The organism is Chryseobacterium sp. PCH239 (assembly GCF_018924625.1).
Classification (GTDB): domain Bacteria; phylum Bacteroidota; class Bacteroidia; order Flavobacteriales; family Weeksellaceae; genus Chryseobacterium; species Chryseobacterium cucumeris.
The window spans coordinates 1661949-1688120 of the sequence record NZ_CP073027.1 but is presented as its reverse complement, the minus strand read 5'-3'; the positions used below and the strand labels follow the sequence as shown (position 1 = coordinate 1688120).

The following is a 26172-nucleotide window of genomic DNA, read 5'->3' as shown; positions in this document are numbered from 1 at the left end:
ATATGTATTTAATTTTTGACACAGAAACAACCGGTTTACCAAAAAATTTCAACGCTCCGCTTTCAGACTCGGATAACTGGCCAAGAATGGTTCAGATTGCATGGCAGGTACACGATGATGATGGAAACTTGATTGAAAACCAGGATTATATCATAAAACCTGAAGGGTACGATATTCCCTTCAATGCAGCACGTATTCACGGGATTACAACCAAAATTGCCAATGAAGAAGGACGGGATCTGCAGGAAATTCTTGAAGAGTTTTCTAAAGTCCTTGAAAGGGTAAGGGTGGTTTCCGGACATAATGTAGAATTCGACTATAATATTGTAGGAGCAGAATTTTATAGAAAAAATCTGAAAGATAATCTTCAGGAAAAACCCAAAGCAGATACCATGATTTTGGGGACTGACTTCTGCCAGCTGGGCGGAGGCCGGGGAGGCCGTTTTAAACCTCCAAAACTTGAAGAACTGTATGAAAAACTTTATGGGAGCAAATTTGATGAAGCCCATAATGCTGCTGCCGACGTAAATGCTACTGCCAGAGCTTTCTTTGAAATGGTAAGAATTGGAGTAGTACCGGCTGAGACATTAAAGATTTCAGAAGATCAGCTTGCTTATTTCAGAAGCCTTTATCCGGATCCTATTAAGCCTTTCAATATTGTGATCAGAAGGCAGGTCGCTGATTTTCATAATAAGAAAAAACAACAGGATTTCGGAAGTATTGATGAAATTGATTTAGGAAAATATTTCAATTTTGATAATCACAGTGTTTTCTCTACACTTACCGCTACTTCGAGTATCAATGATTTGATTAAAAAAGCTACTGATGAAAACTTCCCGGCTGTCGGTATGGTGGATCTGGGAAATATGATGGGAGCTTTCAAGTTTGTGTCAGCAGTTGAGAGTGCTAATGGTGACAGGGCAAAGAAACATAAAGAATACCTGGCGAAAAAGCAGGAAGCAGAAGAAAACGGAACGGAATTTAATGAAGCTGAACCTGTTTCCGAACCGCTTATCCCGGTTGTAGGTTGCGAATTTTATATTTCAGAACGTTATGAACAAAAGCAATTTACCAAGGATGATCCGGACAGGAGAACCCAGGTAGTGCTTTTGGCAAAAGATTTCAATGGTTATAAAAATCTGGCAAAGCTTTCCAGTATCGGATTTTTGAAAGGTTTCTATTTTGGGGTTCCAAGGGTAAGCAGAGAATTGATTGCGCAGTATAAAGAAGGAGTCATTGCTTTGACTTCCGGAATTATGGGAGATATTCCTGATGCGATTTTAAATACCGGTGAACAGAAAGGGGAAGAGCTTTTCAAATGGTGGAAAGATACCTTTGAGGATGATTTTTATGTTCAGATTCAGAATCACAAACTGCCTGAAGAAGAGCATTTGAATGAAGTTCTTTTGTATCTGGCTGATAAATATGATGTTAAAATTCTTGCTCAGAACGAGACTTTTTATACCAATAAAGATGATTCTAATATCCAGGACATTGTAAGCTGCATCAAAGATGGTGAAAAGCTGACAACGCCTATTGGAAAGGGATTCGGTAAAAGAAGAGGGTTGGCAACAGGTGAATATTTTATTAAAAATTCTGATGAAATAAAAGAAGCCTTTCTAGCGTATCCTGATGCTTTTGATGCCTATGAAGAATTTACGGCAAAGTTTAAACCATATACTTTAAAAAGGGACGTTCTCCTTCCAAAATTTGATATTCCTGAAGAATTTATCCATCCGGAAGATGAGGTAGACGGAGGAAAAAGAGGGGAGATGGCTTATCTTACCTATCTTACTTATGAAGGAGCGAAAAGAAGATATGAAGATACAGGCATTACTGATGAAATTAAAGAACGACTGGACTTTGAGCTTGAAGTAATTGCCAATACCGGTTATCCGGGATACTTCCTTATTGTACAGGATTTTTGTAATGAAGCTCGTAAGATGGGGGTTTGGGTTGGTCCTGGAAGGGGGTCAGCTGCGGGATCTGCGGTGGCTTACTGTATCGGAATTACCAATGTAGACCCTATTAAATATGATCTCCTTTTTGAGAGATTCCTGAATCCTGAAAGGGTTTCCATGCCCGATATTGATATCGACTTTGATGATGAAGGACGAGATAAAATTATCAAATGGGTAGTTGAAAAATACGGAAAAACTCAGGTAGCACAGATTATCACATACTCCGTGTTGGGAGGAAAATCTGCCATTAAAGATGCCGGAAGAGTTTTGGATGTCCCAATTCCTGACACGAACAATATTGCTAAATTGATTCCTCCGAGTCCGGGGATGAACATTGCGAAAGCTTTAGCAAAATATGATAAATTAAAGCCGGAAGAACAGATGCTCGTTGATGAAATGAGATATGTTCTTGATACTCCTGATGATGCGAGACACGGAGTTTTGGCAAGCGCCAAAAAGATGGAAGGTTGTATCAGGAATACCGGGATTCACGCCTGTGGTGTAATCATTACGCCGGAAGATGTGAGTAACCTGGTTCCGGTGACTATTGCAGCGAAAGATGCAGATATCCTGGTATCACAGTTTGATAACTCAGTGGCGGAAAGTGCGGGACTTCTGAAGATGGATTTCCTGGGGTTGAGAACTCTGACTATTATTAAGGATGCATTGAAGCTGGTAAAAGCAAGATATGATATTGATATTGATCCGGATCTTATTCCTCTTGATGATGCTAAAACATATCAGCTATTTAAAGAAGGAAGAACAGTAGGGATTTTCCAGTATGAAAGTCCAGGGATGCAAAAATACATGAGGGAGCTTAAACCAACGGTTTTTGCCGATCTTATTGCCATGAACGCATTGTACCGTCCGGGTCCTATTAAATACATTCCAAACTTCATCAACAGAAAACATGGAATTGAAGAAATTGTCTACGATTTACCAGAAACAGAAGAATATTTAAAGGAAACATACGGGATTACCGTTTATCAGGAGCAGGTAATGCTTTTATCTCAAAAACTGGCCAACTTTACCAAAGGTGAAGCCGATACTTTGAGAAAAGCGATGGGTAAAAAGCAGATCGATGTTCTTAATAAAATGTACCCGAAATTCATTGAAGGAGGGAGAAAAAATAACCTGAATGAGGAGAGATTAGAGAAAATCTGGAACGACTGGAAGGCCTTTGCAGAATACGCCTTTAACAAGTCTCACTCAACCTGTTATGCGTTTATTGCTTATCAGACTGCCTATTTAAAAGCGAATTATCCGGCGGAATATATGGCGAGTGTAATGAGTAATAACATTAACAATACGGATGCAATTACCATGTTCATGGAAGATTGTAAAAGTATGGGAGTTGATGTATTAGGACCGGATGTAAATGAATCTCAATACAAGTTCTCCGTAAACGAAAAGGGGCAGATCCGTTTCGGATTGGGAGCAATCAAAGGAATTGGTGAAGGACCGAGTGAATGTATTACAAGAGAAAGAGAGAACGGAAGATTTAAAAATATTTACGATTTCTTCGAAAGAATAATGCCTTCCCAGATGAACAAAAGAGTAGCAGAAAGTTTGGTGCTTGCCGGAGCTTTTGATGAACTGGATTCTTTCCACAGAGGACAGTATTTTGACATTGATATGGCTGGAAAGACCAATCTTGAAAGGCTTATCAGATACGGGCAGAGCTTTCAGGAAAGTAAAAATGAGATGGAGCATTCTTTATTTGCAGATTTTGCGGAAGAAGTTCAGATTGAGCAGCCGAAATTGGCACCTTGTCCGGAATGGCCAAATATGCATAAACTTAATAAAGAAAAGGAGATTATCGGTTTCTATCTTTCTGCCCATCCGCTGGATGAATTTAAATATCAGTTCCAGTTTATGCAGGGGCGGCTTTCTAAAAAATCTGTTCTTGAGAAAAATGAGGAAGATAAAGTAGTTACGGATGAAACACCCGTATTGGAGAAGGATGCTCAGGATGATGCTGTAGATCTTATAGAAATTGTCTCAGATGATGTAGTGGCTGGTGAAGAGGAAGTAGTGGAGGAAGTGACTAAAAAAGCAGAACCAAAAGGAAATTTCTTATTCCTGAATCTGGATGAGGTAGATGCTTATAAAGAACAGGCTTTTTCTAATAAACAGGAAGAGTTGTTTGAAGAGAAAAAGAAAGACTGGAAAACGCTTCAGAAAGAAAGAGAAAATGGCGGCGGAGGAAAAGAATATACTGTAGCTGGTCTTATTACTGAATACAGAGTTCAGGATGGTTTCAGGAGTGGTGAGAAAGTAGCTTTTGTTACGCTCGAAGATTATTCAGGATCATATTCATTCAGGCTGGGAGACAGAGATTATATGAGGCTGAAGGAGAAACTGGAAGTTCAGAGATTTGTTATTTTTAAAATAAAATTTGCTCAGGTAAAAGATGGGAGAGTCTTCGTGAATGTAAATGATGTGATAGAACTTCAGGAAGCATTTGAACGGTTTGCAAAAAGTATATCTTTAGTAATGGATGTAATGGATGTAAGACCTGAGGATCTTGACTTTTTCAGAACAGTTCTCGACAGAAACAAAGGAAATCAAAAACTGAAATTCTTTATTAAAAATCTCGAAGATGACTCCCATATTGAAGTGCAGTCTATGAAACATTCGGTGGATCTTAATGGAGATTTGATTAAAGAAATTCAACTTCTTAATAAATATGAGTTTTATTTAAACTAGAAAATACTTAATAATATAAAAGAGTGGCTTAGGTCGCTCTTTTTTTGTTTGCTATTTGATGATATTGATGAAAAATTTTAAATATTTATTTATGTTAAATAGAAAAATTTTCTGAAGTCTATTTTGTTTGTATAGTATTTAAGTGTTTGATTTTCATGTGATTATTATTTTTCAATATATTGCGAAATAATTGTTAAATTTAAATAAATGTTTAATTTTATTGTGTTCTATCGTTATTTTTAAGTGTTTTTATTTAATATTTTATGATATTTTTAAATATTTCATTTAAATTTTAATATAATATTTATACATTTACCGTCCTAATTTATATTATTACTATTTATGAAGAAATTACTACTATTAAGTCTATTTTTAATAGCTTCTATTATGAATGCCCAGGTAACACTCGGCAGTGGGACGTCCCAGGGAGGATACGTCCCGGTTGATGTCAACTACGGATATAACTACACCCAGCAGATTTTTACTAAAAGTGAAATTAATGCGAGTGCTGCGGGTACTATTACCGGGATGAAGTTTTATCTTCCAAACAATGCAGATATTTCAAAATCTGTAGATTGGGTAGTGTATGTAGCTCATACTACTAAGACTTCTTTTTCCAGTACATCGGATTGGATTCCTGTGTCTGGTATGACACAGGTTTTTGCTGGTACTGTAAGTGCTTCAGGAGGAGAAGTGATTGTCAATTTTACAACTCCTTTTGCTTATAACAATACAGATAACCTTGTGTTTGCTATAGATGAGAATACTGCTGATTATACAGCAACCACAAACAAATTCTACACCTATACCGGACCTTCTAATTCAACGCTGTATAATAGAAGTGACACTGTGAATCCAGACCCGGCATCACCTCCAACAGGATCAAGAACAACTACAAAATCAGTTACAGGTCTGTTGGGACTTACTCCGGCAGCAGCTCCAGCTTGTCCGGCGGTTTCCGCACCTGCAGCTGCAGCAACCAATGTTTCTGTAATGCCTACAATTACCTGGACGGCTTCCAATTATGCTTCATCATATAAGATTAGCATGGGAACAACACCTGGAGGAACAAATATTATGAATATGCAGGATGTAGGGATTACTAATTCTTATACTTTAACCAGTTCCTTAAGTTTCAATACTCAATATTACTATACGGTATATGCTGTAAATTCCGCAGGGACATCTACTGCATGTGCTGAAAGATCTTTTACAACAATGGCTACATTGGGATGTCCGTCTGTGACTGCACCTACAAGTGCTCAGGTCGGTGTACCGGTATTAACTACTTTCTCTTGGTCTGCTGTAAGCGGAGCATTAGGGTATAGATTAAGTATCGGAACGTCTGCTGGCACTTTCAATGTTTTGAGTAATTTTGATATGGGAAATGTTACTGCTTATACACTTACTCCTGCGCAGCAACTGAATCCGACAACTCAATATTATTATACTATTACAGCTTATAACGGTGGTGTAGTCTCAACAGGATGTACTGAAAGAAACTTCACGACTACTGTAGTACCTCCGGTAAATGATAATTGTTCAGGTGCTGTGGATTTAACAGTGAATCCTTCTTTAACTTGTACTGCTACAACTCCTGGTAATACTTTGGGTGCTACAGAATCTATGGCTGCAGGTACTTGTTTCGGAGGTCCGAATGATGATGTATGGTATAAGTTTACTGCAACGGCAGCAAGTCATGTAATAGCAATATCTAATATAACTTCTACTGGAACTACAACAGGAACTACTGATATGTATTTCCAGGTATTGTCAGGAAACTGTGGTACTTTCACAAGTCTACTGTGTTCTGATGCTGAGACAAATATTGTTACCGGTCTTACTCCGGGACAAACTTATTACGTAAGAGTTTATACTTACTCTACTACGGTTACGGCTAATGCTAGCTTTAATATTTGCGTAAGTACACCGCCACCGCCGCCAGCGAATGATGACTGTGCTAATGCAGTGGCAATTACAATCAATCCTGATATGAGTTGTACAAGTATAACATCAGGAACAACATTAGGAGGAACAAGTTCAGGAGTTGCTCTTGGATCTTGTTCAGGAACAGCTGATGATGATGTTTGGTATAAATTTATAGCTACAGGTACTGGTCATACTTTTCAGTTGAAGAATGTAGTTTCTGTCGGAACTGCTTCTACTACATCTTTGTATGCTCAGATATTCAGTGGGGCTTGTGGAGCTTTGGTAAGTACTACATGTATCAGTTCAAATACAAACTTTACAAACTTAACAGGTCTTACGGCAGGTCAGACTTATTATGTGAGAGTGTATACGTATGATGCTAATTCAGGAGCAAGTTTTTATGCAAATTCTTTTGACATCTGTATGGGAACGCTTCCTGCTGCTCCTGCTAATGATGAGTGTTCAGCTGCTGTTTCCTTATCGGTAAATCCTACTTTGGCATGTGCTACGCCTGTGTCGGGAACAACTTTAAGTGCAACTAATTCAGGGTTGGCAGTAAGTCCATGTACAGGAACGGCTGATGATGATGTTTGGTATAAATTTACAGCTACAGGTACTGATCATGTAGTAATGCTTTCAAATGTTACTGCGGTTGGAACTTCTTCATCAACGAGTTTGTATACACAGGTATTCAGTGGTGTTTGCGGTACTTTGACAAGTATTAAATGTGGTACTTCTGTGAATACTCCACTAACTGGTCTTACTGCAGGTCAGACCTATTATGTGAGAGTTTATAATTCTAATACGAATGGTACTACGCTGTATGCTAATAGCTTCAATATTTGTATTGGTACGCCTCCGCCTCCTCCGGCAAATGACGACTGTGCAAACGCTACAGCTCTTTCTGTGAGCGGTACTGATGCTTTCCTAAACGCTGTGAACGGTTCTACTGTAAGTGCTACTCAGAGTTCAGGAGTTACGGCACCTACATGTAGCGCATCTGGAGTTAATGATGATGTTTGGTATTCGTTTACTGCAACGGCTGCTACACATCTTGTACATGTTTTATATACTGATAATGCAACAAGTACACAGATATATTCTGGAGCCTGTGGGGCTTTAACAGCTATGACTTGTTTTGATGGTGCTTATGGAAATTCCAACATATTGTTACAAAATCTTGCTGTAGGTCAAACTTATTATGTAAGAGTATATTCTTCTACAAGTACGGCAACTACAACATCTAATTTCCAGATTGCTGTGACTACTCCTTCACCTGTTGCTAATGATACATGTGATACAGCTACTGCTATAGCTTGTAACGGAACAGTTCAGGGTGTAAATGCGCTGGCCGGTGATGAAACTCTTCCAGCTTCATCATGTGGTAGTACAGGTTCTACTGCATCTTATAAAGGAGTTTGGTACACAGTAAAAGCTACTGAAAATGGACCTATTACTATTGATGCTTGTGGTACACAATATGATGCATATCTAAGAGTATACACAGGTACTTGTGGTTCACTTACTTGCTTCAGTAATAGTTCTGGTGTGGGATATGCTGATGCCGGATGTACAGTTTCTCTTTATAATGCTCCGACATTAACCTTTACAGGAGTTGCTGGTACTACCTATTATATCTTGCTTACAGGGTATACTGCAACCAGAGTTGGTAACTATAGTATTTCGGTAACGCAAGGTTGTTCGGGGCTTGCAACAGCTGAGGTTGAAAAGAAAAATAATGAGATTAAAGCTTATCCTAATCCATTTGTAGATGTTCTGAATATTTCAGATGCTGCTAAAGTAAAATCTGCTTCTGTAGTTGATACTGCAGGAAGAGTAGTGAAAACTATTGACAATCCTTCTTCTACGCTTCATTTTGGAGATCTGAAACAAGGAATGTATTTAGTGGTACTGAATATGAAAGATGGGTCTAAACAAACGATTAAAGCGATTAAAAGATAAAATGTATTAATTATCTAACATGAAACGACAGCTAAATAGCTGTCGTTTTTTTATTTTTAATTTTTTTAAAAAGGTGTTTTGAATTTATTGTAAATTCGTGGACGTATTAATAACCAAAAACTTATACATGAAGAAAATCTTATTTTTATGCTTACTGATGTTAAGTATTGTACTAAGTGCTCAAATCAAATTAGGAGCAGGAAGTACAGACCCGGGTAATGCTCCGGTCAACAGTGGTTTTGCCTTCTCTTATTCCCAGCAGATTTATACAAAACAAGAAATCAATGCTGATGCAGCAGGTAATATTACAGGGCTTAAATTTTACTTAACACCTTCTGCAAATCCCTCTTATTTATCAAATTGGGTGGTTTATTTAGGACATACTACAAAAAACTCTTTAGATTATCAAATCGGTTGGATTTCTGTTGGGGAAATGACTCAGGTTTATTCAGGTACGGTTACTAATGTAAACGGAGTTGCAGAGGTTACATTTTCTACTCCTTTTCCATATGATAATGTAAGAAACTTAGTTGTTGCAGTAGATGAAAATGGATTTAATTCTAATTCAAATAATCCGTTTTTTGTATATAATACTATGGAGCAGGCTCTTTATACTGAAAGTAATACTGCTAATCCTGATCCTGCTAATCCTCCAATTGGCCATTTTTTACCTTATAAGCCTGTGGTGAGTCTTATGGGATTGGTTCCCAATCTTTTACCGGATTGTCCGATAATCAGTTATCCTGCAAACAATGCTTCGAATGTACCGGTTCTACCTACTTTTACATGGGCCGCTGTACAGGGAGCTACAAGTTATAAAGTTTCTGTCGGAACAACTCCGGGAGGAACAGATATTGTTAATCAACAGTCGGTAACGACAACAAACTTTACTCCGTCATCTCCACTTTTGGCAAGTACAGTTTATTATCTTAAAGTAACAGCAGTGGGATCGGCAGGAGAGTCTTCCGGTTGTGTTAATCAGAAATTTACAACAGTGCCAGCTATACCTACCAATGATGAGTGTACAAATGCTATAAACCTTACTGTAAATCCAGATGTGAGTTGTGTGAGTTTTACCTCTGGGACTACTGTGATGTCAACTGTATCGTCTCCTGCATCATCATGTGATACGAGTACTGGTGATGTATGGTATAAGTTTACAGCTACTTCTTCTAGGCATACAGTTAATCTGAAGGATGTAACCTCTGTACCATTAGGAGGTGGATATGTTTATTTTCAGGTTTTAAAAGGTGATTGTGGTAATTTGACAAGTATATTATGTTCTGGTTATGGATGCGGTTATGTGACAAGTGCATCATGTCCTGTTTCTGTTGTTAATAACCTTACTGTAGGAGAGACCTATTATATAAAAGTATTTAGTGGATCAGGCTATTCATCTCATAAATTTGATATATGTGTAGGAACACTGCCACAACCGCCTGTCAATGATAATTGTATTGATGCCATAAGTATTCCTGTAAATTCTGGAGCGGATTGTACAATTGTTACTTCCGGAACGACTTTATCATCAACAAAGTCTGCTGTATCTTGTGACAATTTCTCCAGATATGATGTATGGTATAAATTTATAGCAACTGATACCAAACATATCATTAAATTAATTAATAAAGTTGCTGTGGGAGAACCAAACTCCTTGGGAGGATTAAGTTTTAATGTGCTTGGTGGCAATTGTGCTAATCCTGTATGTTTAGGAATAGGAGGGACTGTTGGACTTGTTACTGGTTTTACGGTGGGAGAAACTTATTATCTCAGAATATTTGATGTAGAGGGAACACCCCAATCGGGTTTCAATTTTGATTTATGTATTACAAAAGATTTGACACCGATTCCGGTAAATGATGAATGTACAAATGCTGTTTCTTTGAGTGTTAATCCGGATTTGACCTGTGTTGGGGGACTTGAAGGAAGTACTTTGGGGGCAACAGTTTCAGCGATGTTACCTGCAGTTTCGTGTGGCGGAATCGGGGTTCAGAATGATGTATGGTTTAAATTTGTAGCAACAGAAGCCAGCCACAGAATTAGTTTTAAAAATATTATAGATGTTGGAGTGAGTAATACACAGCAAGATATACGATTCGAAGTTTTCAAAGGTAGTTGTGGTGCTTTAACAAGTGTAAAATGCGGCGGAAGTGTTAATCGTTCTAGTTATATTAATAATGTTTCAGGGTTGGTTGCGGGTGAAACCTATTATATAAGGGTGTACAGTACAGGTGTTGGTGTTGGTGTTAAATTCAATATTTGTGTGGGAACATTGCAGCCTCCCGTTAATGATGACTGTACTGGTGCTTTGACGGTTTCAAATTTTCCATATACTTATACACAGGTTGATGCTGAGCATACTACCAATAATAATGGATTTATAAATTCTTGTAATTCTGCGATGAATGATGGGACATGGTTTACCTTCGTTGGTGATGGTTTTCTGCATAAGATTACAGTTTCAAGACCTTTAAATAGCACCTTTAATTTTGGTATTGGTGCCTATAAAGGAAATTGTGGAAACTTAACGTGTGTAAAAAGAGTAGATTTTACTGGTTCAAGTCCGGTTGTAATGGATTTGCCAACTGTTGCGGGAACTGTATATTATATAAATGTTGGAGATCGGGGCAATACTGATACAGTAGAAGATGTTTTTACTATTACTATAGAAAAAGTAACCAGTCTTGGTATTCTTGAAGTTAATGATAAAAAAGAAACTATAGAAGTATACCCAAATCCATTTAAAGATATCCTGAACATTGTAAAACCATATAACGTAAAATCAGTTTCCATTCTTGATTCTTCCGGAAGATTGATGAAAACAATTGATAATCCTTCTTCTGAACTTCAATTAAGAGATCTGAAACAAGGAATGTATTTTGTAGTATTAAATATGAAAGACGGATCTAAACAAACGGTTAAGGCAATTAAAAGATAAATAATTTATTTTAAAAATAGAAAAAAGAGACTGTTCAATTTGAGCAGTCTCTTTGTTTATAAGGGGGATTATCTTTTGTTGAAAGAAAATTTATATTTGTTGTCATATGATGAAAAAAATATTTTTTTTATTGCTGATTTTCACTAGATTTGATTAACTAATACTGATTTATATGAAAAATTTTTTACTCGTTGGTTTCTTAATAACTGGCTTTTTATCCTCCGCGCAAACCTATTGTACGCCTGCTTTCGCTAGTGGCTGTAGTGGCGGGGATATGATAGATACTTTTGCAATTCCGGGTGCCGGATTTGATCATTCTAATACAGGTTGCTCTACTAATGCTTATGGAGATTATACTTCTATGACGATTAATCTCAGTGCAGGTTTAAGTTATGATTTTAGCGTTAAACATGATTACAGTGATCAGAATGTTCGTATCTGGATTGACTTCAATAACGATGGAACTTTTGATGATGCAGCTCCGGAGCTTGTGGCTTCTGCAAGCAGTACACTTATAGGAGGGAATGATATTACCGCAGGGCTTATCACAATTCCTTCAACTGTAACTCCAGGTACTTACAGAATGAGAGTAGGGGATAGATTCTCCGGAGATCCTATTCCTTGTAATACAGACGGATATGGAGAGGCTCATGATTATACAGTAGTAATTGGGGCGGTTCCGACTTGTTTTGCTCCGTCTGCTTTAACAGTATCTGCTGTTACTGCCAATTCAGCTCAGTTAGGATGGACAGCTCCGTCTTCTGCTCCAGGAAGTGGTTATGAATATTATTACTCAACTTCCAGTACATATCCTACTGCTGCGACAGTAGTTTCCGGGTCTATCAATGGATTGACTACAAATCTACCTTCTCTTGCACCAGCCACTACTTACCATGTCTGGGTACGTTCTGTATGCAGTGCTTCTAATAAGAGTGCATGGTCTCAAATGGCCACATTTATGACTTCGTGTGTTGCTGTGGGAGTGCCTTATGCATTGGATTTCGAAAGTATAACTCCACCAGATATACCAACTTGTACCTCGGTAGTGAATGATGGGGCAGGAAATATATGGGAAACAGGTGATCTGGATGCTCAGGGATTTACAGGAAATGTTCTTCAGTATTCATATGACTATGCAGAGAATGCGAATACCTGGTTTTTTACCAACGGAATTAATCTTACTGCAGGAGTGACTTACAGAATTAAATATAAATATGCCAATGCGGAAGGAACCGTATATGCTGAAAAACTGAAAGTAGCCTATGGGACTTCAGCTACCAGTGCAGGAATGACTAATACATTAGCAGACCACTCGGATATTGTGATCAGCACTGCAACAAGTTCTTTTACGAACTTCACACCAACAACTACCGGAGTATATTATTTTGGATTCCAGGCCTATTCTGATGCTAATATGAATAAATTATACGTTGATGATATTAATATAGATGTTGCACCGGCTTGTAGCGAACCTAATGCATTAGCTGTTTCAAATATTACCGCTGCAGGAGCTACAGTTTCCTGGGCAGCAGCCACTCCGGTTCCGGCTAACGGCTATGATATTTATTACAGTACAACGAATACAGCACCTACGGCAACAAGTACACCTAACTTTACAGGAGTTACAGCAACCACTTATAATATTCCAGGCTTAGCTGCTTCCACTCCTTATTACGTATGGGTGAGATCTGCCTGTAGCGCAACAAGTAAAAGTATATGGAGTGATTCTGCTACGTTTACAACATTATGTTCAAGTACGAATCTTCCTTACACGATAGATTTTGAAAACGTTACTGTTCCAGATCTACCTGGTTGTACAAATAATGTTAATGCGGGAACAGGAAATGATTGGGTAACAATGGATCCTCCTTCCGATAGCCAGGGATTCACCACCAATGTGTTGAAATACCAGTATAACTCTTCCAATTCTGGTAATGCATGGTTCTTTACACAAGGATTGAATTTGACAGCAGGAGTGCAGTATACTATTAGTTATAAATATGGTAATAACTCATCAACCTATGTCGAAAAATTGAAGGTAGCATACGGAACTTCACCAGCTGCAGCTGCTATGACAGGTTCTATTGCAGATTATCCTTCAATCAATGATGAAATGGCACATACAGAATCTATAACGTTTACTGTACCTACAACAGGAGTATATTTCTTTGGATTTAATGCTTATTCAGATCCAGACCAGTATAATCTGTATATTGACGATATCAGTATTAATAACGCAAATCTGGCAACAGCTGAAGTTGCTAAAGCGAAAAATAATATCCAACTTTATCCTAATCCATTTACGGATGTATTGAATATCTCTGATGTGAAAAATGTAAAAAATGTAATGGTGACAGATGCGACAGGAAGATTGGTGAAAACTATTACCAACCCTGAATCTATAATCCATTTAAGAGATCTGATGCAAGGAGTTTATTTAATAACACTTGAAATGAAAGACGGATCTAAGCAGACTATTAAAGCTATTAAAAAATAATTCATCATTTAAATAAAAAAAGGGAGGCGGGTCATTGATGATCCGTCTTTTTTATGGAGATTGAATAGAATCTTATTAAATGTTTGAATGAAAAAAGATGAGCAAAATATTTCACTCATCTTTTTTATTTTATCCTGTGGCCGTTATCGATTATCGAATATTTTCCATCACATATTACCCAGCATACATCACTCATCATTTATTGGGTACAGGCTGTATTTCTCCTTTATTCATAAGGTCAAATACGGTAGGGAAGAACATTGCTAATATAAAATAGATGATGATCATAAGCACAATCAGTGCAAAAAGAATAATCACTAAGCTATTGGGTCTGTTTTTCTTTTTTGGTTCCATGATTTTGTGGTATTTAGTGAATAAATTTTACTTATACCAGATGTTAAGCTAATTTCTTGCCACATTTCTTGCAGTATCTTGCATCATCATCAATATCTTCATTGCCACAACGTTCACATACCATTTCCAGGTTCTGTCTTTTGTTTCTCATTTCAGCTGTTACAATACCGGTAGGAACTGCAATAATGGAATAACCTGCCAGCATGAGAATAACTGCAAAGAACTTCCCTAAAGGGGTTATGGGTGATACATCACCGTAGCCTACGGTAGTTACCGTAACAACTGCCCAGTAGATGGATTGCGGTATTGTTTCAAAGCCCTGTCTTCCACCTTCTACCATGAACATAAGTGATCCTACAATCACAGAGAATATAATCAGGAATAAAAGGAAAATATAAATCTTTCTCGAACTGTTTTTCAGAGCCCGCACAATAAAATACCCGTCATTCATAAAATCAAGCAAATTGAAAATTCTGAATACTCTCAGCATTCTCAGCATTCTGAAAATCAGAAAATATTTAGTAACAGGGAAAATAAAGCTTAGATAAAAAGGAACAAGAGCAAGGAAATCTATAATTCCGAAAAAGCTGAATATATAATTACGTTTATTTTTTACCACCGCAATCCGCATAGAATATTCTGCTGTAAAAAAAATAGAGATAACCCATTCGAGGATCAGAAAGGTATAATGGAATTTTTTATCAAGCTTTGGTACGCTTTCCATCATAATAATAGCAGTACTGGCAAGAATCAATGACAATAATATGATGTCGAACAGTTTTCCAAGCTTCGTATCGGAGCGATAAATTATCCGGTAAAGGAATCTTTTCCATAGAGTATCCTCAGGAATCAGATTATGTTCTCTTTCCATTTATATAAGGTTATTTCACAGCGAAGTTAATAATTTCTATAATGTATACGGTAAATATATGATTGTTAAAAGAATCTTGCAAATGTTAAAAGAAAATCTATCATTAAAAAGTGAATTATTTAGTATTAATTGTATGGTTTTCAATGTGTTATATTTAGTAAAATACGAATAAAATATGACATATAAAAATTAAATTTTTAACATTTTTTCATCCAAGTTTGTAATTTTATTCTACAAAAGCTTTATATCATGAGAAAAATTTTAACCTTGTTTATTCTGTTTTTTATAAACAGTTTTGTTAACGCTCAGGTTGGGATTAATACTTCAGCACCGAATGGGGCTTCAGTACTGGATATAGTTTCCAACCAAAAAGGAATTCTTATTCCTCGTCTTACAGATACTGACCGGGATACCAACCTGGCTGATAATGACGTTTCCACAGTACCTCCTGCAGGTGTGGTAAACCCTAACCTTACTGCAGGAACCCTTATTTTTAATACGACAACAAATAACTTCCAGTATTGGGACGGTACCCTCTGGAGACAGCTTTTTGTTCCCACATCTTCTCAGGCTGGTAACGATGGTGTCGTTAAAATCAATTCTGGAAACGCAAATGTAAAACCCTCATTCAGTTTAAGTGCAGCAGGAAGCGGCTACGGCCCAAGACAACAGGTACTTTATGCTACTCCGTTAGTATTTGCCGCAAGCCCTACTACAAGCTGGCCGGAAACCACTGTTCCATTTCCCGGAGTAACCAGTAATATCTATATCTCGGCAACTGGTAAATGGCGAGAAAATGAAATTTACGGGCAAGTACATGTATGGAGAGTAATTGCTACCATCACTCCAGGATCCAATTCTTCAGGATCTATAAAAGCTACTTTTAAAAATCCTGATTCAGGCTTTGAAATTAACTCTATCCAGCTGGTTCCGAGTGGTTCCAGTGGAACGGGTAACATTCTTACCTTTTATTTCTATACCATTGCAGACCCTGCGAGTCTTGATCCGGGAAGAGGATATCAGCTTTTTATGGAGTCTGATATCAACTGTAGTGTTGTTGTGGAATCCTTTACAAGAGTATCTCTTTTCAAAGATTAACAGTGTTACTTTATTCTTTTTTAATATCAAAATAAAACCGGTTTATGAAAGCCGGTTTTTTTATGGGGTTGGAAATTTTTACCGTAAAATTAATATCTTCGCTGTAACTGTAAAATATAAAATTAATGAAGCTAAAAACTGTAATTGCAAAGATTGAAGAGGAAATAAGTATCAGACAGGCAGAAGATTTTGATAACGTAGGATTGCTGTGCGGGGTTTACGACCGTGATGTATCAGGAATTCTGGTTTGCCATGATGCATTGGAAAATGTGGTTGATGAAGCTATTGAAAGAAACTGCAATCTGATCGTATGCTTTCATCCCATTATATTTTCCGGATTAAAATCTTTAACAGGGAAGAACTACGTTGAGAGAGCTGTTTTAAAAGCTATTGAAAATAAAGTAGCTATTTATGCCATCCACACTGCATTTGATAATGATTTCTTTGGAGTGAACCATGGGATATGCAGTCAGTTGGGATTAAAGAATATGAAAATTCTGCAGCCTAAAGAAAATAATTTAAAACAGTTAACGGTTTTTGTTCCCAAAGACTATTCAGAAAAAGTAAAAGAAGCTATGTTCTCTGCCGGAGCTGGAAATATCGGATTTTATGACGAATGCAGTTTTACAGTGAATGGTAACGGAACATTCAGGCCTGCAGAAGGTTCAAATCCGTTTTCAGGACAACAGGGAATTCGCGAAAATGCAGATGAAGATATGATTTCTGTGATTTTTGAAGGTTTTAAACAAGGGCAGATTGTGGGCGCAATGAAGACAGCGCATCCTTATGAAGAAGTAGCTTATCAGATTTATAATCTGGATAATAAAAATCATCATGCCGGCTTGGGAATGTATGGAGATCTTGAAGAAGAAATGGATGAAAAAGATTTCCTTGGATTGGTAAAAGAAAAATTTGGTTTGGAAGTGATTAAACATTCCTCTTTTAACAATAAAAAAATTAAAAGAGTAGGGGTTCTGGGAGGATCTGGGGCAAGTGGAATACGATCTGCAGCTGCCAGGAAATGTGATGCTTACCTTACCGGAGACCTCAAATATCACGACTATTTTCTGGCTGAGTCTAAAATGCTGATCTGTGATATTGGACATTATGAATCAGAACAATTTGTTAGTCAACAATTATTTGAAATTTTATCACAAAAATTTAGTACATTTGCAATTTCAAAATCTATTGAAAAAACAAACCCAGTAAATTATTTCATTTAAATATGGCAAAAACCAACGATATTTCAGTTGAAGAAAAATTAAGAGCTTTATACGATTTACAGATCATTGATTCAAGATTGGATGAAATCCGAAATACTAGAGGAGAATTGCCAATTGAAGTTGAAGATCTTGAGATTGAGATTGAAGGTCTTGAAAAAAGAGCTGAAAAATTTCATGCTGATATCAAAGATCAGGAGGATCAGATCAAAACAAAGCATGAAGTGATTAACCATGCTAAAACTTTAATTGAGAAATACAAATCTCAGCAGGATAATGTAAGAAACAATAAAGAGTTTGAAGCATTAGGGAAGGAAATGGAATTCCAGGATCTGGAAATTCAGCTTGCTGAAAAAAGAATTAAAGAGTTCGGAGCTAAAATTGCTCACAAAAACGAAACTTTAAGCGAACTGAACTCTAAGATCGATGATTTGAAAAGCCATTTGAAATTCAAGAAAGAAGAATTGGATGGTCTGATCTCTGAAACGCAGAAAGAAGAAGAATATCTTTTAGAGCAGTCTAAAGAATTCGCAGGTAAAATTGATGAGAGATTATTAGCTTCTTACAACAGAATCAGAACCAACTCTATCAACGGTCTTGCTGTAGTAGGATTAGAAAGAGGAGCTCCAAAAGGATCATTCTTCACTATCCCTCCTCAAAAGCAAATGGAAATTGCTCAGAGAAAGAAAATCATTATTGATGAGCACTCTGGAAAAATCCTTGTTGATGATGAATTGGTAATGGAAGAAAACGAAAAAATGAAATCTGTAATTAAATTCTAATTATTGATTTTATAACATACAAAAGCTGTTTCAAAAATGAAGCAGCTTTTTTTTATCTGAACTGATCTAAACATAGCAGTACAATTTAATCAGAGTCTTTGTCATTCCGAAGAATCTCGGCTCTTTTTTCGACATAGCATGGATTCATACGGAATGACGGTGATAGTGTTGTAATTGATTAAAAAACTAAATGATGGGGATCAGTAGGAACGGGCTTTAGCTTGTTTAATCAAAATAAAATTTTAGCCAAAACTATAGAAATATCCGAAATAAAATACTTTGTTATAAATAAAAAGTTATTCTTCAATCTATTTTATTAATATATTACTCTTTCTTGTTTCCATAATGAAAGTTAATCTCCTTACACAGTTTGATGATTGCTGTTTTTCCAGACGGTTTGAAACCAGTAAAGGAATACTCATTATCTGTTCCCTTATTAAATATTTTATGTGTTCTGGCGGGAATTTCAATTTCTGTAATCGAAGTGTTACAGCTTAAACAAATACTGATCTGATTGATTTTTTTATTGCCTTTAAAAAATACTAATCCCAGATGAGGTTGAAAACATGCCGCAGAGCTTTCACCATAGCTTGAATTTTTTGCTAAAGCAGATAAGATCTGATCAGCTTGTTTTTGAGTCAGAAACTGTTGTTTCAAGATCACAGGTGTAAATTTTCCTTTTCTATCAATAGGATTAGGATAGGTCTCTTCGTCACCAGCAAAATCATAAGCAATAATTTTATCATAATCAAGCTTGTTAAAAGGAACCCCGTTTTTTACATTGGGTTTTATGGTTTCAGCAGTTTGAATATAATCATTCAATGTTTTCTCTTTTAAAGTGGAATCTGACAAAAGTTGTGGAATTTCAATTTTTTTCTCAGATATTGATTTTGTGTTTTCTATCTGTTGTTTACATGAAAACATAAAAAATACCAATCCTACAAAAGTGGATTGGTAGATGAATCTATGCTTACATAATTTCATTGAATAATTAATCATGATGATCGTACATCTTATTATACAAAGCAATAAATTTCTCTTTTACGGCCTTTCTTTTCAGTTTTAAAGTTGGAGTAAGCAGTCCGCTTTCAATGCTCCATACCTCAGGAGTAAGTTCAATTTTTTTGATTTTTTCCCAATTTCCAAGGTGTTCATTGATACCTTCTATTTCTTTTTCAATTCTTTGTTTAAGTTCAGGGCTTTTTGCAATCTCTTCAGGTGTGGAACTGATGTTGAGATTGTTTCTCAGAGCCCAGTTTTTAGCAAATTCAAAATCAGGCTGTACCAAAGCACACGGCATTTTCTCACCGTCACCTACCACCATGATCTGCTCTATGAATTTTGAAGCTTTCGCTAAGTTCTCAATAGTCTGAGGAGCAATATATTTTCCTCCGGAAGTTTTGAACATTTCTTTCTTACGGTCAGTGATCTGTAAAAATCCGTCGCTGTCTATATGTCCGATATCTCCGGTTTTAAAGAATCCATCCTCTGTAAAGGCTTCTTTTGTCATTTCCTCATTCTGGAAATAGCCTTTAAATACGGACGGTCCTTTTACTGTAATCTCCCCGTCTTCCTGAATTTTAACTTTTAAATTATCCAATGGAACTCCTACGGTTCCCACTCTCATTTTATCAAAGCTATTAACTGAAATTACAGGGGAAGTTTCTGTTAAGCCATAGCCTTCCAGAATTGGAATACCAGCATTCTGGAACATCAGGTTGAGCCTTGTAGATAATGCTGCAGATCCTGAAACCAAAGTCACGATTTCACCACCTAAACCTTCTCTCCATTTAGAAAATACAAGCTTGTCAGCAATAATTTCCTGAAGTCCGGACGGTTTTGAAATGGTTTTCTTTTTGCTAATCAGATTCAGGGCCCAGAAGAATATTTTTGATTTTAAACCTCCGGCTGAAGATCCGGTATTATAGATTTTGTCATATACTTTTTCTACCAGTCTTGGTACTACAGTCATATAATGAGGTTTCACTTCTTTTACGTTTTCACCCATTTTTTCGATGCTTTCAGCAAAATAAAGAGAAAAACCATTGTACTGATAAAGATAGAACAGCATTCTTTCAAAAATATGACAGATAGGAAGGAAGCTTAATGCTCTGGCATCTTTGTAATCAAAGCCTCTCTTTTTTGGAATTCTTGGAATAGATCCCAATATGTTTGAAACAATATTATTGTGCGTCAGCATTACTCCTTTCGGTCTTCCTGTAGTTCCGGAAGTATAAATAATAGTTGCAAGATCTTCTGTGTTGATTGCGTTAGAAAGGTCTTCTACTTCAATTTGGGTAGATTCATCCTTACCCAGATCCAGAATTTCTCTCCAGTTGGCTGCTCCACTGATAGTATCAAAAGTAAAAATTCCCTGTAAGCTCGGAATATTGTGTTTTACTTTCATTACTTTATTCAAGAGCTCTTTATCAGAAACAAAACAATACTGAATTTCAGCATTATTGAAGATAAATTCATAATCTTCAGGAGAAATACTTGGATAAACCGGTACTGAAACAACGCCGATCTGAGAAAGTCCAAAATCCATGATAGCCCATTCTGTACGGGAATTGGTTGTAATCAAAGCAATTTTATCACCTGGTTTTATACCAAGTTTCAATAATCCTCTGGATATCTTATTTCCCTCATTAATAAACTCCTGTGTAGAAGTTTTTTTCCACTCCCCATGATATTTGGTTACAAACATATCCGTTTTAGGATATTTTTCTAAAGCATAGTGTGGAATATCGAATAATCTCTTGATCGTCATGATTTTTTACGTAATTTATAAAGAAATTTAAATATAAGCATTTTTTTTAATTGAAACCATCCGAAGGTAAGATTTAGAAATTAGTTAAATGCTTGCCATAATAGTTTGAATCAAAAAGGAGGCCGGAAGCCCTGAAGTAGGGATTTTATATTTTCAATGATTCTTTTATAATGGTTTATTTTTCTCCAGGTTTTTTATATTGCCTTCTTAACCCATTATCCGGAATCCCGAAACGGGTATCCGCCATCAATAAATCTCCCCAAACCTGCCTTTTTCCCGTTTTTAATTTATTTTTTCAGATTTGCTTAAAAAGTGTAAATTTACGGCTATCTAATTATTTTTTTTATGGACTTTAATTTATCGGAAGAACAGCTGATGATTCAGCAGGCAGCAAGAGACTTTGCACAGAACGAACTTTTACCTGGAGTGATTGAAAGAGACCGTGACCAGAAATTCCCTGCAGAACAGGTGAAGAAAATGGGAGAAATGGGACTTTTAGGAATGATGGTAGATCCAAAATACGGCGGTGCAGGTATGGATAGCGTTTCTTACGTACTTGCAATGGAAGAAATTGCAAAAGTGGATGCTTCTGCGGCTGTTGTGATGTCTGTAAACAACTCATTGGTTTGTGCCGGTCTTGAAAAATTCGCTTCTGAAGAGCAAAAAATAAAATATCTTACTCCACTGGCAAGCGGGCAGGTTATCGGAGCATTTGCATTATCTGAGCCGGAAGCAGGTTCTGATGCTACTTCTCAGAAAACTACTGCGGAAGACAAAGGAGATTACTATCTTTTAAATGGTATCAAAAACTGGATCACGAATGGTGGAACAGCTACTTATTATATCGTAATTGCACAGACAGATCCTGAGAAAAAGCACAAAGGGATCAATGCTTTTATCGTTGAAAGAGGATGGGAAGGATTTGAAATCGGACCAAAAGAAGACAAATTAGGAATCAGAGGAAGTGATACTCACTCTTTGATCTTTAATAACGTAAAAGTTCCGAAGGAAAACAGAATTGGTGCTGACGGATTCGGGTTCAACTTTGCTATGGCAGTATTGAACGGTGGAAGAATTGGTATTGCTTCTCAGGCGCTGGGTATTGCTTCAGGTGCTTACGAACTGGCGTTGAAATATGCTAAAACAAGAAAAGCTTTCAAAACTGAAATCATCAACCACCAGGCGATTGCATTCAAATTGGCTGATATGGCGACTCAGATCACTGCTGCAAGAATGCTGTGCTTCAAAGCTGCGTGTGAAAAAGATGCAGGAAAAGATATCTCTGAAAGCGGAGCTATGGCCAAATTATACTCTTCTCAGGTGGCAATGGATACTACTATTGAAGCAGTACAGATCCACGGAGGATATGGATACGTGAAAGAATACCACGTAGAAAGATTAATGAGAGATGCGAAAATCACTCAGATCTATGAAGGAACTTCTGAAATTCAGAAAATCGTGATCTCCAGAAGCATCGCAAAATAACATTTATAAAACACACTACCTATGAAAAAATCTTTGTGGATCACCCTTGGGGTTGTATTGCTGCTACTGGGCGTATTTGTCTGGTATAAGTATTATTTTGTTTTCGGAGAAGGAGTAAAGTCCGGATACCTGAACTATGCGATGAAAAAAGGTTATGTTTTCAAAACTTATGAAGGCAAGCTGATTCAGGAAGGTTTTGGGAGGGGAAAAACAGGAACTATTACAAGCTATGAGTTTGAATTTTCCGTAGATGATCCCGAAGTTTTCAAACAACTGGAAACCAACAGCGGTAAAACTTTTGACCTGCATTACAAAGAGTATAATGGCGCGCTTCCCTGGAGAGGAAACACAAAGTTCATTGTAGATAAAGTAGTGAATATGAAATAAAAACAAATAAGGCTCTCAATATGAGGGCCTTATTTTACACCAAATCACAAAATATTAATATATGAAATAAAATTTCCAAATTTATTTTTGAACCTTGTTTCACAACGAAGATTCTTTACATTTTGCTTATACTTAAAGTTAAGAGTTATTTTTCTAATAAGCAAGCACTTTCTTTTAACGTTTGATAAAATTAAACATTAGTATCGAACTTCTATTCTAAACCTCATTAAAAAATTATTAAAATCTATGCTGAGTAAAGATTGAAACTTAGTGAGAATCGTTATTAGGAATGTTTCTGTTCTTCTTTTTATAGAAATAATACCCAATGCCGGCAATTAGGAATAAAGGCCATAATGGAAGGATAAACAGGAATATGGAAGTAATAACATCCCAGCCGGATTCAATGGCAGCCAGTGATTTTCCACCAAAGGTTTTAGGCTCTGTTTCTGTTTTGGCTTTCTCACTGATATTTACACTGATTGTGCAGATGGTATTGTCTGCGTAGTTTCGTCCTGAAACCTGAATATCTTTTGTATCAATATCTCCAACATTGCTATTGATACCCTCCATTAACCCATCAAAATGCTGTATGGGAACTTTGATATCCAGACTGTATACTTTTTGATCCTCTCCGTGAGGACTGGCTGATTCCACATAAGATAGATTTTCACTTTTGATATAACCGTTATTTCTGTTCGCTTCGTCCCGGATAATTTCCTTTACCGTTTCCACATTCTCTGCGGTTATAGAAAGATATCCTGATTTTACCATTTTATCTTTAGGCATATTCAGTTCGTAACTGTCATTCTTAGGCTTTTCTTTATAAATGATTTTGGTTTCTTTAATAACCTTTGGAGCCGGAGCTTTTACTGCAATCTTTTCAGTCTTCTTTGTTATAGAATCTTTTTTCTCAATTTTTGATTCCAGTTTTGTATTGGCAATTTTATCCGATAAAGAATCTACCATTTTGGAAGTGTTCTCTATATTTTGCCGGATATCATTTTTTGTATTCTCAAAGTCTTTTATTTTAATACTTGCAGAATCCATAGCCTGGTCTACTGTTTTACTGGCATTTTCAACGGTTTCTGTAGCCACTGTAACCGCACTGTCGGCTGAATGGATGGCTTCATGTATTTTATCCTGTGTAGCTTCCGCTTTTTTACACATAATGAAAGTGCTTGCTGCAGCAGTGAGTAAGATGAACTTTTTCATAAGATTAATTTTTTTGATGAAGTAAAATTAGAAGGGAAGTTCTTGTAAAGATTGTAAATGAAATGTATTGTGCTGGTAAAATTATAAGTGCTGTATTTTCAATCTTTTGTATTCGTTTTACAAAAGATTTACAAAGTGTTTTTCTGATTTTGGGGTATTGAAATGATTCGAAAGCTTTGTCTTTTCACTAAATATTAGTTCGGAAATCTAAAAATTCTCATCCTCCGGAGTGGTGGCAAAAATTCGAAGAATTTTAGACGAGGTGGTTTCATACGATATATATTATAAAAAAATCCGCAGAAAAATTCTGCGGATCTGTATTGTAAACAATTTCGCCTTTTTGCGATTTGTCTTTCATTTAATTTTCTCTGAACTCACTGATGAAGTGTAATTTCACATTCGGGAATTTCTCCTGCGTCATGTGAATCGTGAAAGAAGAATCTGCAAGGAATACCAATTGATTGTACTTATCTCTTGCCAGGAATCTCTGCTTTAATCTTGCAAATTCCTTGAATTCTTCAGACTTCTCATCAGCTTCTACCCAACATGCTTTGTGCATAGATAACGGTTCATAAGTACATTTTGCACCATATTCATGCTCTAAACGGTATTGGATAACTTCGTACTGAAGGGCTCCAACCGTTCCAATGATCTTTCTTCCGTTCATTTCAAGCGTAAATAACTGCGCAACCCCTTCATCCATCAGCTGATCAATACCTTTCGCCAATTGCTTGGCTTTTAACGGATCGTTATTATTGATATAACGGAAATGTTCAGGAGAGAAGCTAGGAATTCCTTTGAAGCTTAATTTTTCGCCACCAGTCAATGTATCTCCGATTCTGAAACTTCCCGTATCATGTAAACCGACGATATCACCAGGGAAACTTTCTTCTACCACTTCTTTCTTATCTGCAAAGAATGCGTTAGGAGAGGAGAATTTCATTTTTTTACCTTCTCTTACCAGTAAGTAGTTTTCGTTTCTCCTGAATGTTCCTGAAACAATCTTTACGAATGCAAGCCTGTCTCTGTGCTTAGGATCCATATTCGCGTGGATTTTGAAAACAAATCCTGTGAAAGTGCTTTCCTCAGGTTTTACCAGACGCGTATCACTTTCTTTGGGCTGTGGCATTGGAGCAATATCAATAAAAGCATCCAATAATTCACGTACTCCAAAGTTATTTAAAGCAGAACCGAAAAATACCGGCTGAAGATCACCTTTCATATAATCATCACGATTAAATTCAGGATAAACAGACTGGATCAGATCAAGCTCTTCTCTTAATGTTTTTGCCGCTTTTTCACCAATCACATCATCAATAGATGTGTCATTGATATCATCAAACTTAATAGAATCTCCAACTTTCTGTTTTTTCTCCTCTAAGAATAACTGAATATTATTTTCCCAGATATTATAAATTCCCTGGAAGTCACTTCCCATACCAATTGGTAAAGAAAGCGGACAAACGGTTAATCCTAATTTTTGTTCTACCTCATCCAAAAGATCGAAGGCATCTTTACCTTCACGGTCCAGTTTATTGATGAAAACCAGCATCGGAATGTTTCTCATTCTACAAACCTGAACAAGTTTTTCAGTTTGTTCCTCAACCCCTTTTGCAACGTCAATTACAACGATTACGGAGTCTACAGCAGTTAATGTTCTGTAAGTATCCTCAGCAAAGTCTTTGTGACCCGGAGTATCGAGAATGTTGATTTTGTGGTCTCTATATTCAAAAGCTAATACGGAAGTCGCTACAGAGATTCCTCTCTGTCTTTCAATTTCCATAAAGTCGGAGGTAGCTCCTTTTTTTATTTTGTTGGATTTTACCGCACCCGCTTCCTGAATAGCTCCCCCGAAAAGAAGAAGCTTTTCTGTAAGAGTCGTTTTTCCGGCATCCGGGTGGGAAATGATCCCGAAGGTCTTTCTTTTTTGTATTTCTTTGATTAAGTCTGACATATCGTATTTTGAAGTTGCAAAAATCGTGATTTTTTACGAGGTT

General features: G+C 36.7%; 15 protein-coding genes. 9 read left to right on the top strand and 6 right to left on the bottom strand.

The features are described 5' to 3' along the window. The first annotated feature begins 2 nt into the window (after window positions 1-2). The 4 genes from dnaE to KBP46_RS07650 all read left to right on the top strand — a co-directional run bounded on the left by dnaE (window position 3) and on the right by KBP46_RS07650 (window position 13996). Window positions 3-4670 carry a DNA polymerase III subunit alpha gene (gene dnaE, locus KBP46_RS07665; protein ID WP_062671161.1) on the top strand — a complete coding sequence of 1556 codons (4668 nt, stop codon included), beginning with the start codon at window positions 3-5 and terminating at the stop codon, window positions 4668-4670. Window positions 4671-5012: 342 nt separating this feature from the next. Beyond that, entirely contained in the window at window positions 5013-8561 is a 3549-nt protein-coding gene (locus KBP46_RS07660; protein WP_216445053.1) for a T9SS type A sorting domain-containing protein, read from the top strand. Window positions 8562-8688: 127 nt separating this feature from the next. After that, window positions 8689-11499: a T9SS type A sorting domain-containing protein gene (locus KBP46_RS07655; protein ID WP_216445052.1), complete on the top strand. Its 2811-nt coding sequence runs from the start codon at window positions 8689-8691 to the stop codon at window positions 11497-11499. A 172-nt stretch (window positions 11500-11671) separates the two neighbouring features. Then, a complete protein-coding gene (locus KBP46_RS07650) occupies window positions 11672-13996 on the top strand; it encodes a GEVED domain-containing protein (protein ID WP_216445051.1) in 2325 nt (774 codons plus the stop codon). A 195-nt stretch (window positions 13997-14191) separates the two neighbouring features. Here the strand turns inward: KBP46_RS07650 and KBP46_RS07645 are convergent, their stop codons facing one another. Next, on the bottom strand, window positions 14192-14350 hold the full coding sequence (locus KBP46_RS07645; RefSeq protein WP_156106430.1) for a hypothetical protein: 159 nt from the start codon (window positions 14348-14350) through the stop codon (window positions 14192-14194). Between the two features lie 43 nt (window positions 14351-14393). Continuing rightward, window positions 14394-15221, bottom strand: a complete 828-nt coding sequence (locus KBP46_RS07640; protein WP_120233154.1) for an ion transporter — start codon at window positions 15219-15221, stop codon at window positions 14394-14396. A 249-nt stretch (window positions 15222-15470) separates the two neighbouring features. On the opposite strand from KBP46_RS07640, the gene KBP46_RS07635 reads away from it, so the two are divergent. The 3 genes from KBP46_RS07635 to KBP46_RS07625 all read left to right on the top strand — a co-directional run bounded on the left by KBP46_RS07635 (window position 15471) and on the right by KBP46_RS07625 (window position 18321). Next, window positions 15471-16319 (top strand): hypothetical protein, encoded by an 849-nt coding sequence (locus KBP46_RS07635; protein WP_062671152.1) that lies wholly within the window; start codon window positions 15471-15473, stop codon window positions 16317-16319. 125 nt (window positions 16320-16444) lie between these two features. After that, complete coding sequence (locus tag KBP46_RS07630) at window positions 16445-17542, top strand: Nif3-like dinuclear metal center hexameric protein (RefSeq protein WP_062671150.1); 1098 nt, start codon at window positions 16445-16447, stop codon at window positions 17540-17542. A gap of 2 nt (window positions 17543-17544) precedes the next feature. Beyond that, complete coding sequence (locus tag KBP46_RS07625; RefSeq protein ID WP_120233156.1) at window positions 17545-18321, top strand: zinc ribbon domain-containing protein; 777 nt, start codon at window positions 17545-17547, stop codon at window positions 18319-18321. A 324-nt stretch (window positions 18322-18645) separates the two neighbouring features. Here KBP46_RS07625 and KBP46_RS07620 read toward each other — a convergent pair whose 3' ends face one another. Both KBP46_RS07620 and KBP46_RS07615 read right to left on the bottom strand, forming a co-directional pair. After that, entirely contained in the window at window positions 18646-19320 is a 675-nt protein-coding gene (locus KBP46_RS07620; RefSeq protein ID WP_062671147.1) for a hypothetical protein, read from the bottom strand. Then, window positions 19313-21091 carry a long-chain fatty acid--CoA ligase gene (locus KBP46_RS07615; RefSeq protein WP_216445050.1) on the bottom strand — a complete coding sequence of 593 codons (1779 nt, stop codon included), beginning with the start codon at window positions 21089-21091 and terminating at the stop codon, window positions 19313-19315. Before KBP46_RS07615 ends, KBP46_RS07620 begins: the two co-directional genes overlap by 8 nt. A 345-nt stretch (window positions 21092-21436) precedes the next feature. Here KBP46_RS07615 and KBP46_RS07610 point away from each other — a divergent pair, with 345 nt between their 5' ends. Both KBP46_RS07610 and KBP46_RS07605 read left to right on the top strand, forming a co-directional pair. Next, a complete protein-coding gene (locus KBP46_RS07610; protein WP_120233159.1) occupies window positions 21437-22576 on the top strand; it encodes an acyl-CoA dehydrogenase in 1140 nt (379 codons plus the stop codon). A 21-nt stretch (window positions 22577-22597) separates the two neighbouring features. Beyond that, window positions 22598-22963 (top strand): hypothetical protein, encoded by a 366-nt coding sequence (locus KBP46_RS07605; protein WP_034695305.1) that lies wholly within the window; start codon window positions 22598-22600, stop codon window positions 22961-22963. Between the two features lie 267 nt (window positions 22964-23230). Here KBP46_RS07605 and KBP46_RS07600 read toward each other — a convergent pair whose 3' ends face one another. Both KBP46_RS07600 and KBP46_RS07595 read right to left on the bottom strand, forming a co-directional pair. Further along, window positions 23231-24175, bottom strand: coding sequence for a DUF4349 domain-containing protein (locus KBP46_RS07600; RefSeq protein WP_216445049.1), 945 nt, complete (start codon window positions 24173-24175; stop codon window positions 23231-23233). Between the two features lie 358 nt (window positions 24176-24533). Continuing rightward, window positions 24534-26129 (bottom strand): peptide chain release factor 3, encoded by a 1596-nt coding sequence (locus KBP46_RS07595; RefSeq protein ID WP_062671139.1) that lies wholly within the window; start codon window positions 26127-26129, stop codon window positions 24534-24536. Between the last annotated feature and the right edge of the window lie 43 nt (window positions 26130-26172).

Bases quoted from the DNA above. Each gene is read 5' to 3' on its own strand.
- KBP46_RS07655 (WP_216445052.1), top strand. From the start codon at position 8,689: ATGAAGAAAATCTTATTTTTATGCTTACTGATGTTAAGTATTGTACTA.
- KBP46_RS07645 (WP_156106430.1), bottom strand. From the start codon at position 14,350: ATGGAACCAAAAAAGAAAAACAGACCCAATAGCTTAGTGATTATTCTT.
- KBP46_RS07630 (WP_062671150.1), top strand. From the start codon at position 16,445: ATGAAGCTAAAAACTGTAATTGCAAAGATTGAAGAGGAAATAAGTATC.
- KBP46_RS07635 (WP_062671152.1), top strand. From the start codon at position 15,471: ATGAGAAAAATTTTAACCTTGTTTATTCTGTTTTTTATAAACAGTTTT.
- KBP46_RS07620 (WP_062671147.1), bottom strand. From the start codon at position 19,320: ATGATTAATTATTCAATGAAATTATGTAAGCATAGATTCATCTACCAA.
- KBP46_RS07610 (WP_120233159.1), top strand. From the start codon at position 21,437: ATGGACTTTAATTTATCGGAAGAACAGCTGATGATTCAGCAGGCAGCA.
- KBP46_RS07640 (WP_120233154.1), bottom strand. From the start codon at position 15,221: ATGGAAAGAGAACATAATCTGATTCCTGAGGATACTCTATGGAAAAGA.
- KBP46_RS07595 (WP_062671139.1), bottom strand. From the start codon at position 26,129: ATGTCAGACTTAATCAAAGAAATACAAAAAAGAAAGACCTTCGGGATC.
- KBP46_RS07605 (WP_034695305.1), top strand. From the start codon at position 22,598: ATGAAAAAATCTTTGTGGATCACCCTTGGGGTTGTATTGCTGCTACTG.
- KBP46_RS07615 (WP_216445050.1), bottom strand. From the start codon at position 21,091: ATGACGATCAAGAGATTATTCGATATTCCACACTATGCTTTAGAAAAA.
- KBP46_RS07625 (WP_120233156.1), top strand. From the start codon at position 17,545: ATGGCAAAAACCAACGATATTTCAGTTGAAGAAAAATTAAGAGCTTTA.
- KBP46_RS07660 (WP_216445053.1), top strand. From the start codon at position 5,013: ATGAAGAAATTACTACTATTAAGTCTATTTTTAATAGCTTCTATTATG.
- dnaE (WP_062671161.1), top strand. From the start codon at position 3: ATGTATTTAATTTTTGACACAGAAACAACCGGTTTACCAAAAAATTTC.
- KBP46_RS07600 (WP_216445049.1), bottom strand. From the start codon at position 24,175: ATGAAAAAGTTCATCTTACTCACTGCTGCAGCAAGCACTTTCATTATG.
- KBP46_RS07650 (WP_216445051.1), top strand. From the start codon at position 11,672: ATGAAAAATTTTTTACTCGTTGGTTTCTTAATAACTGGCTTTTTATCC.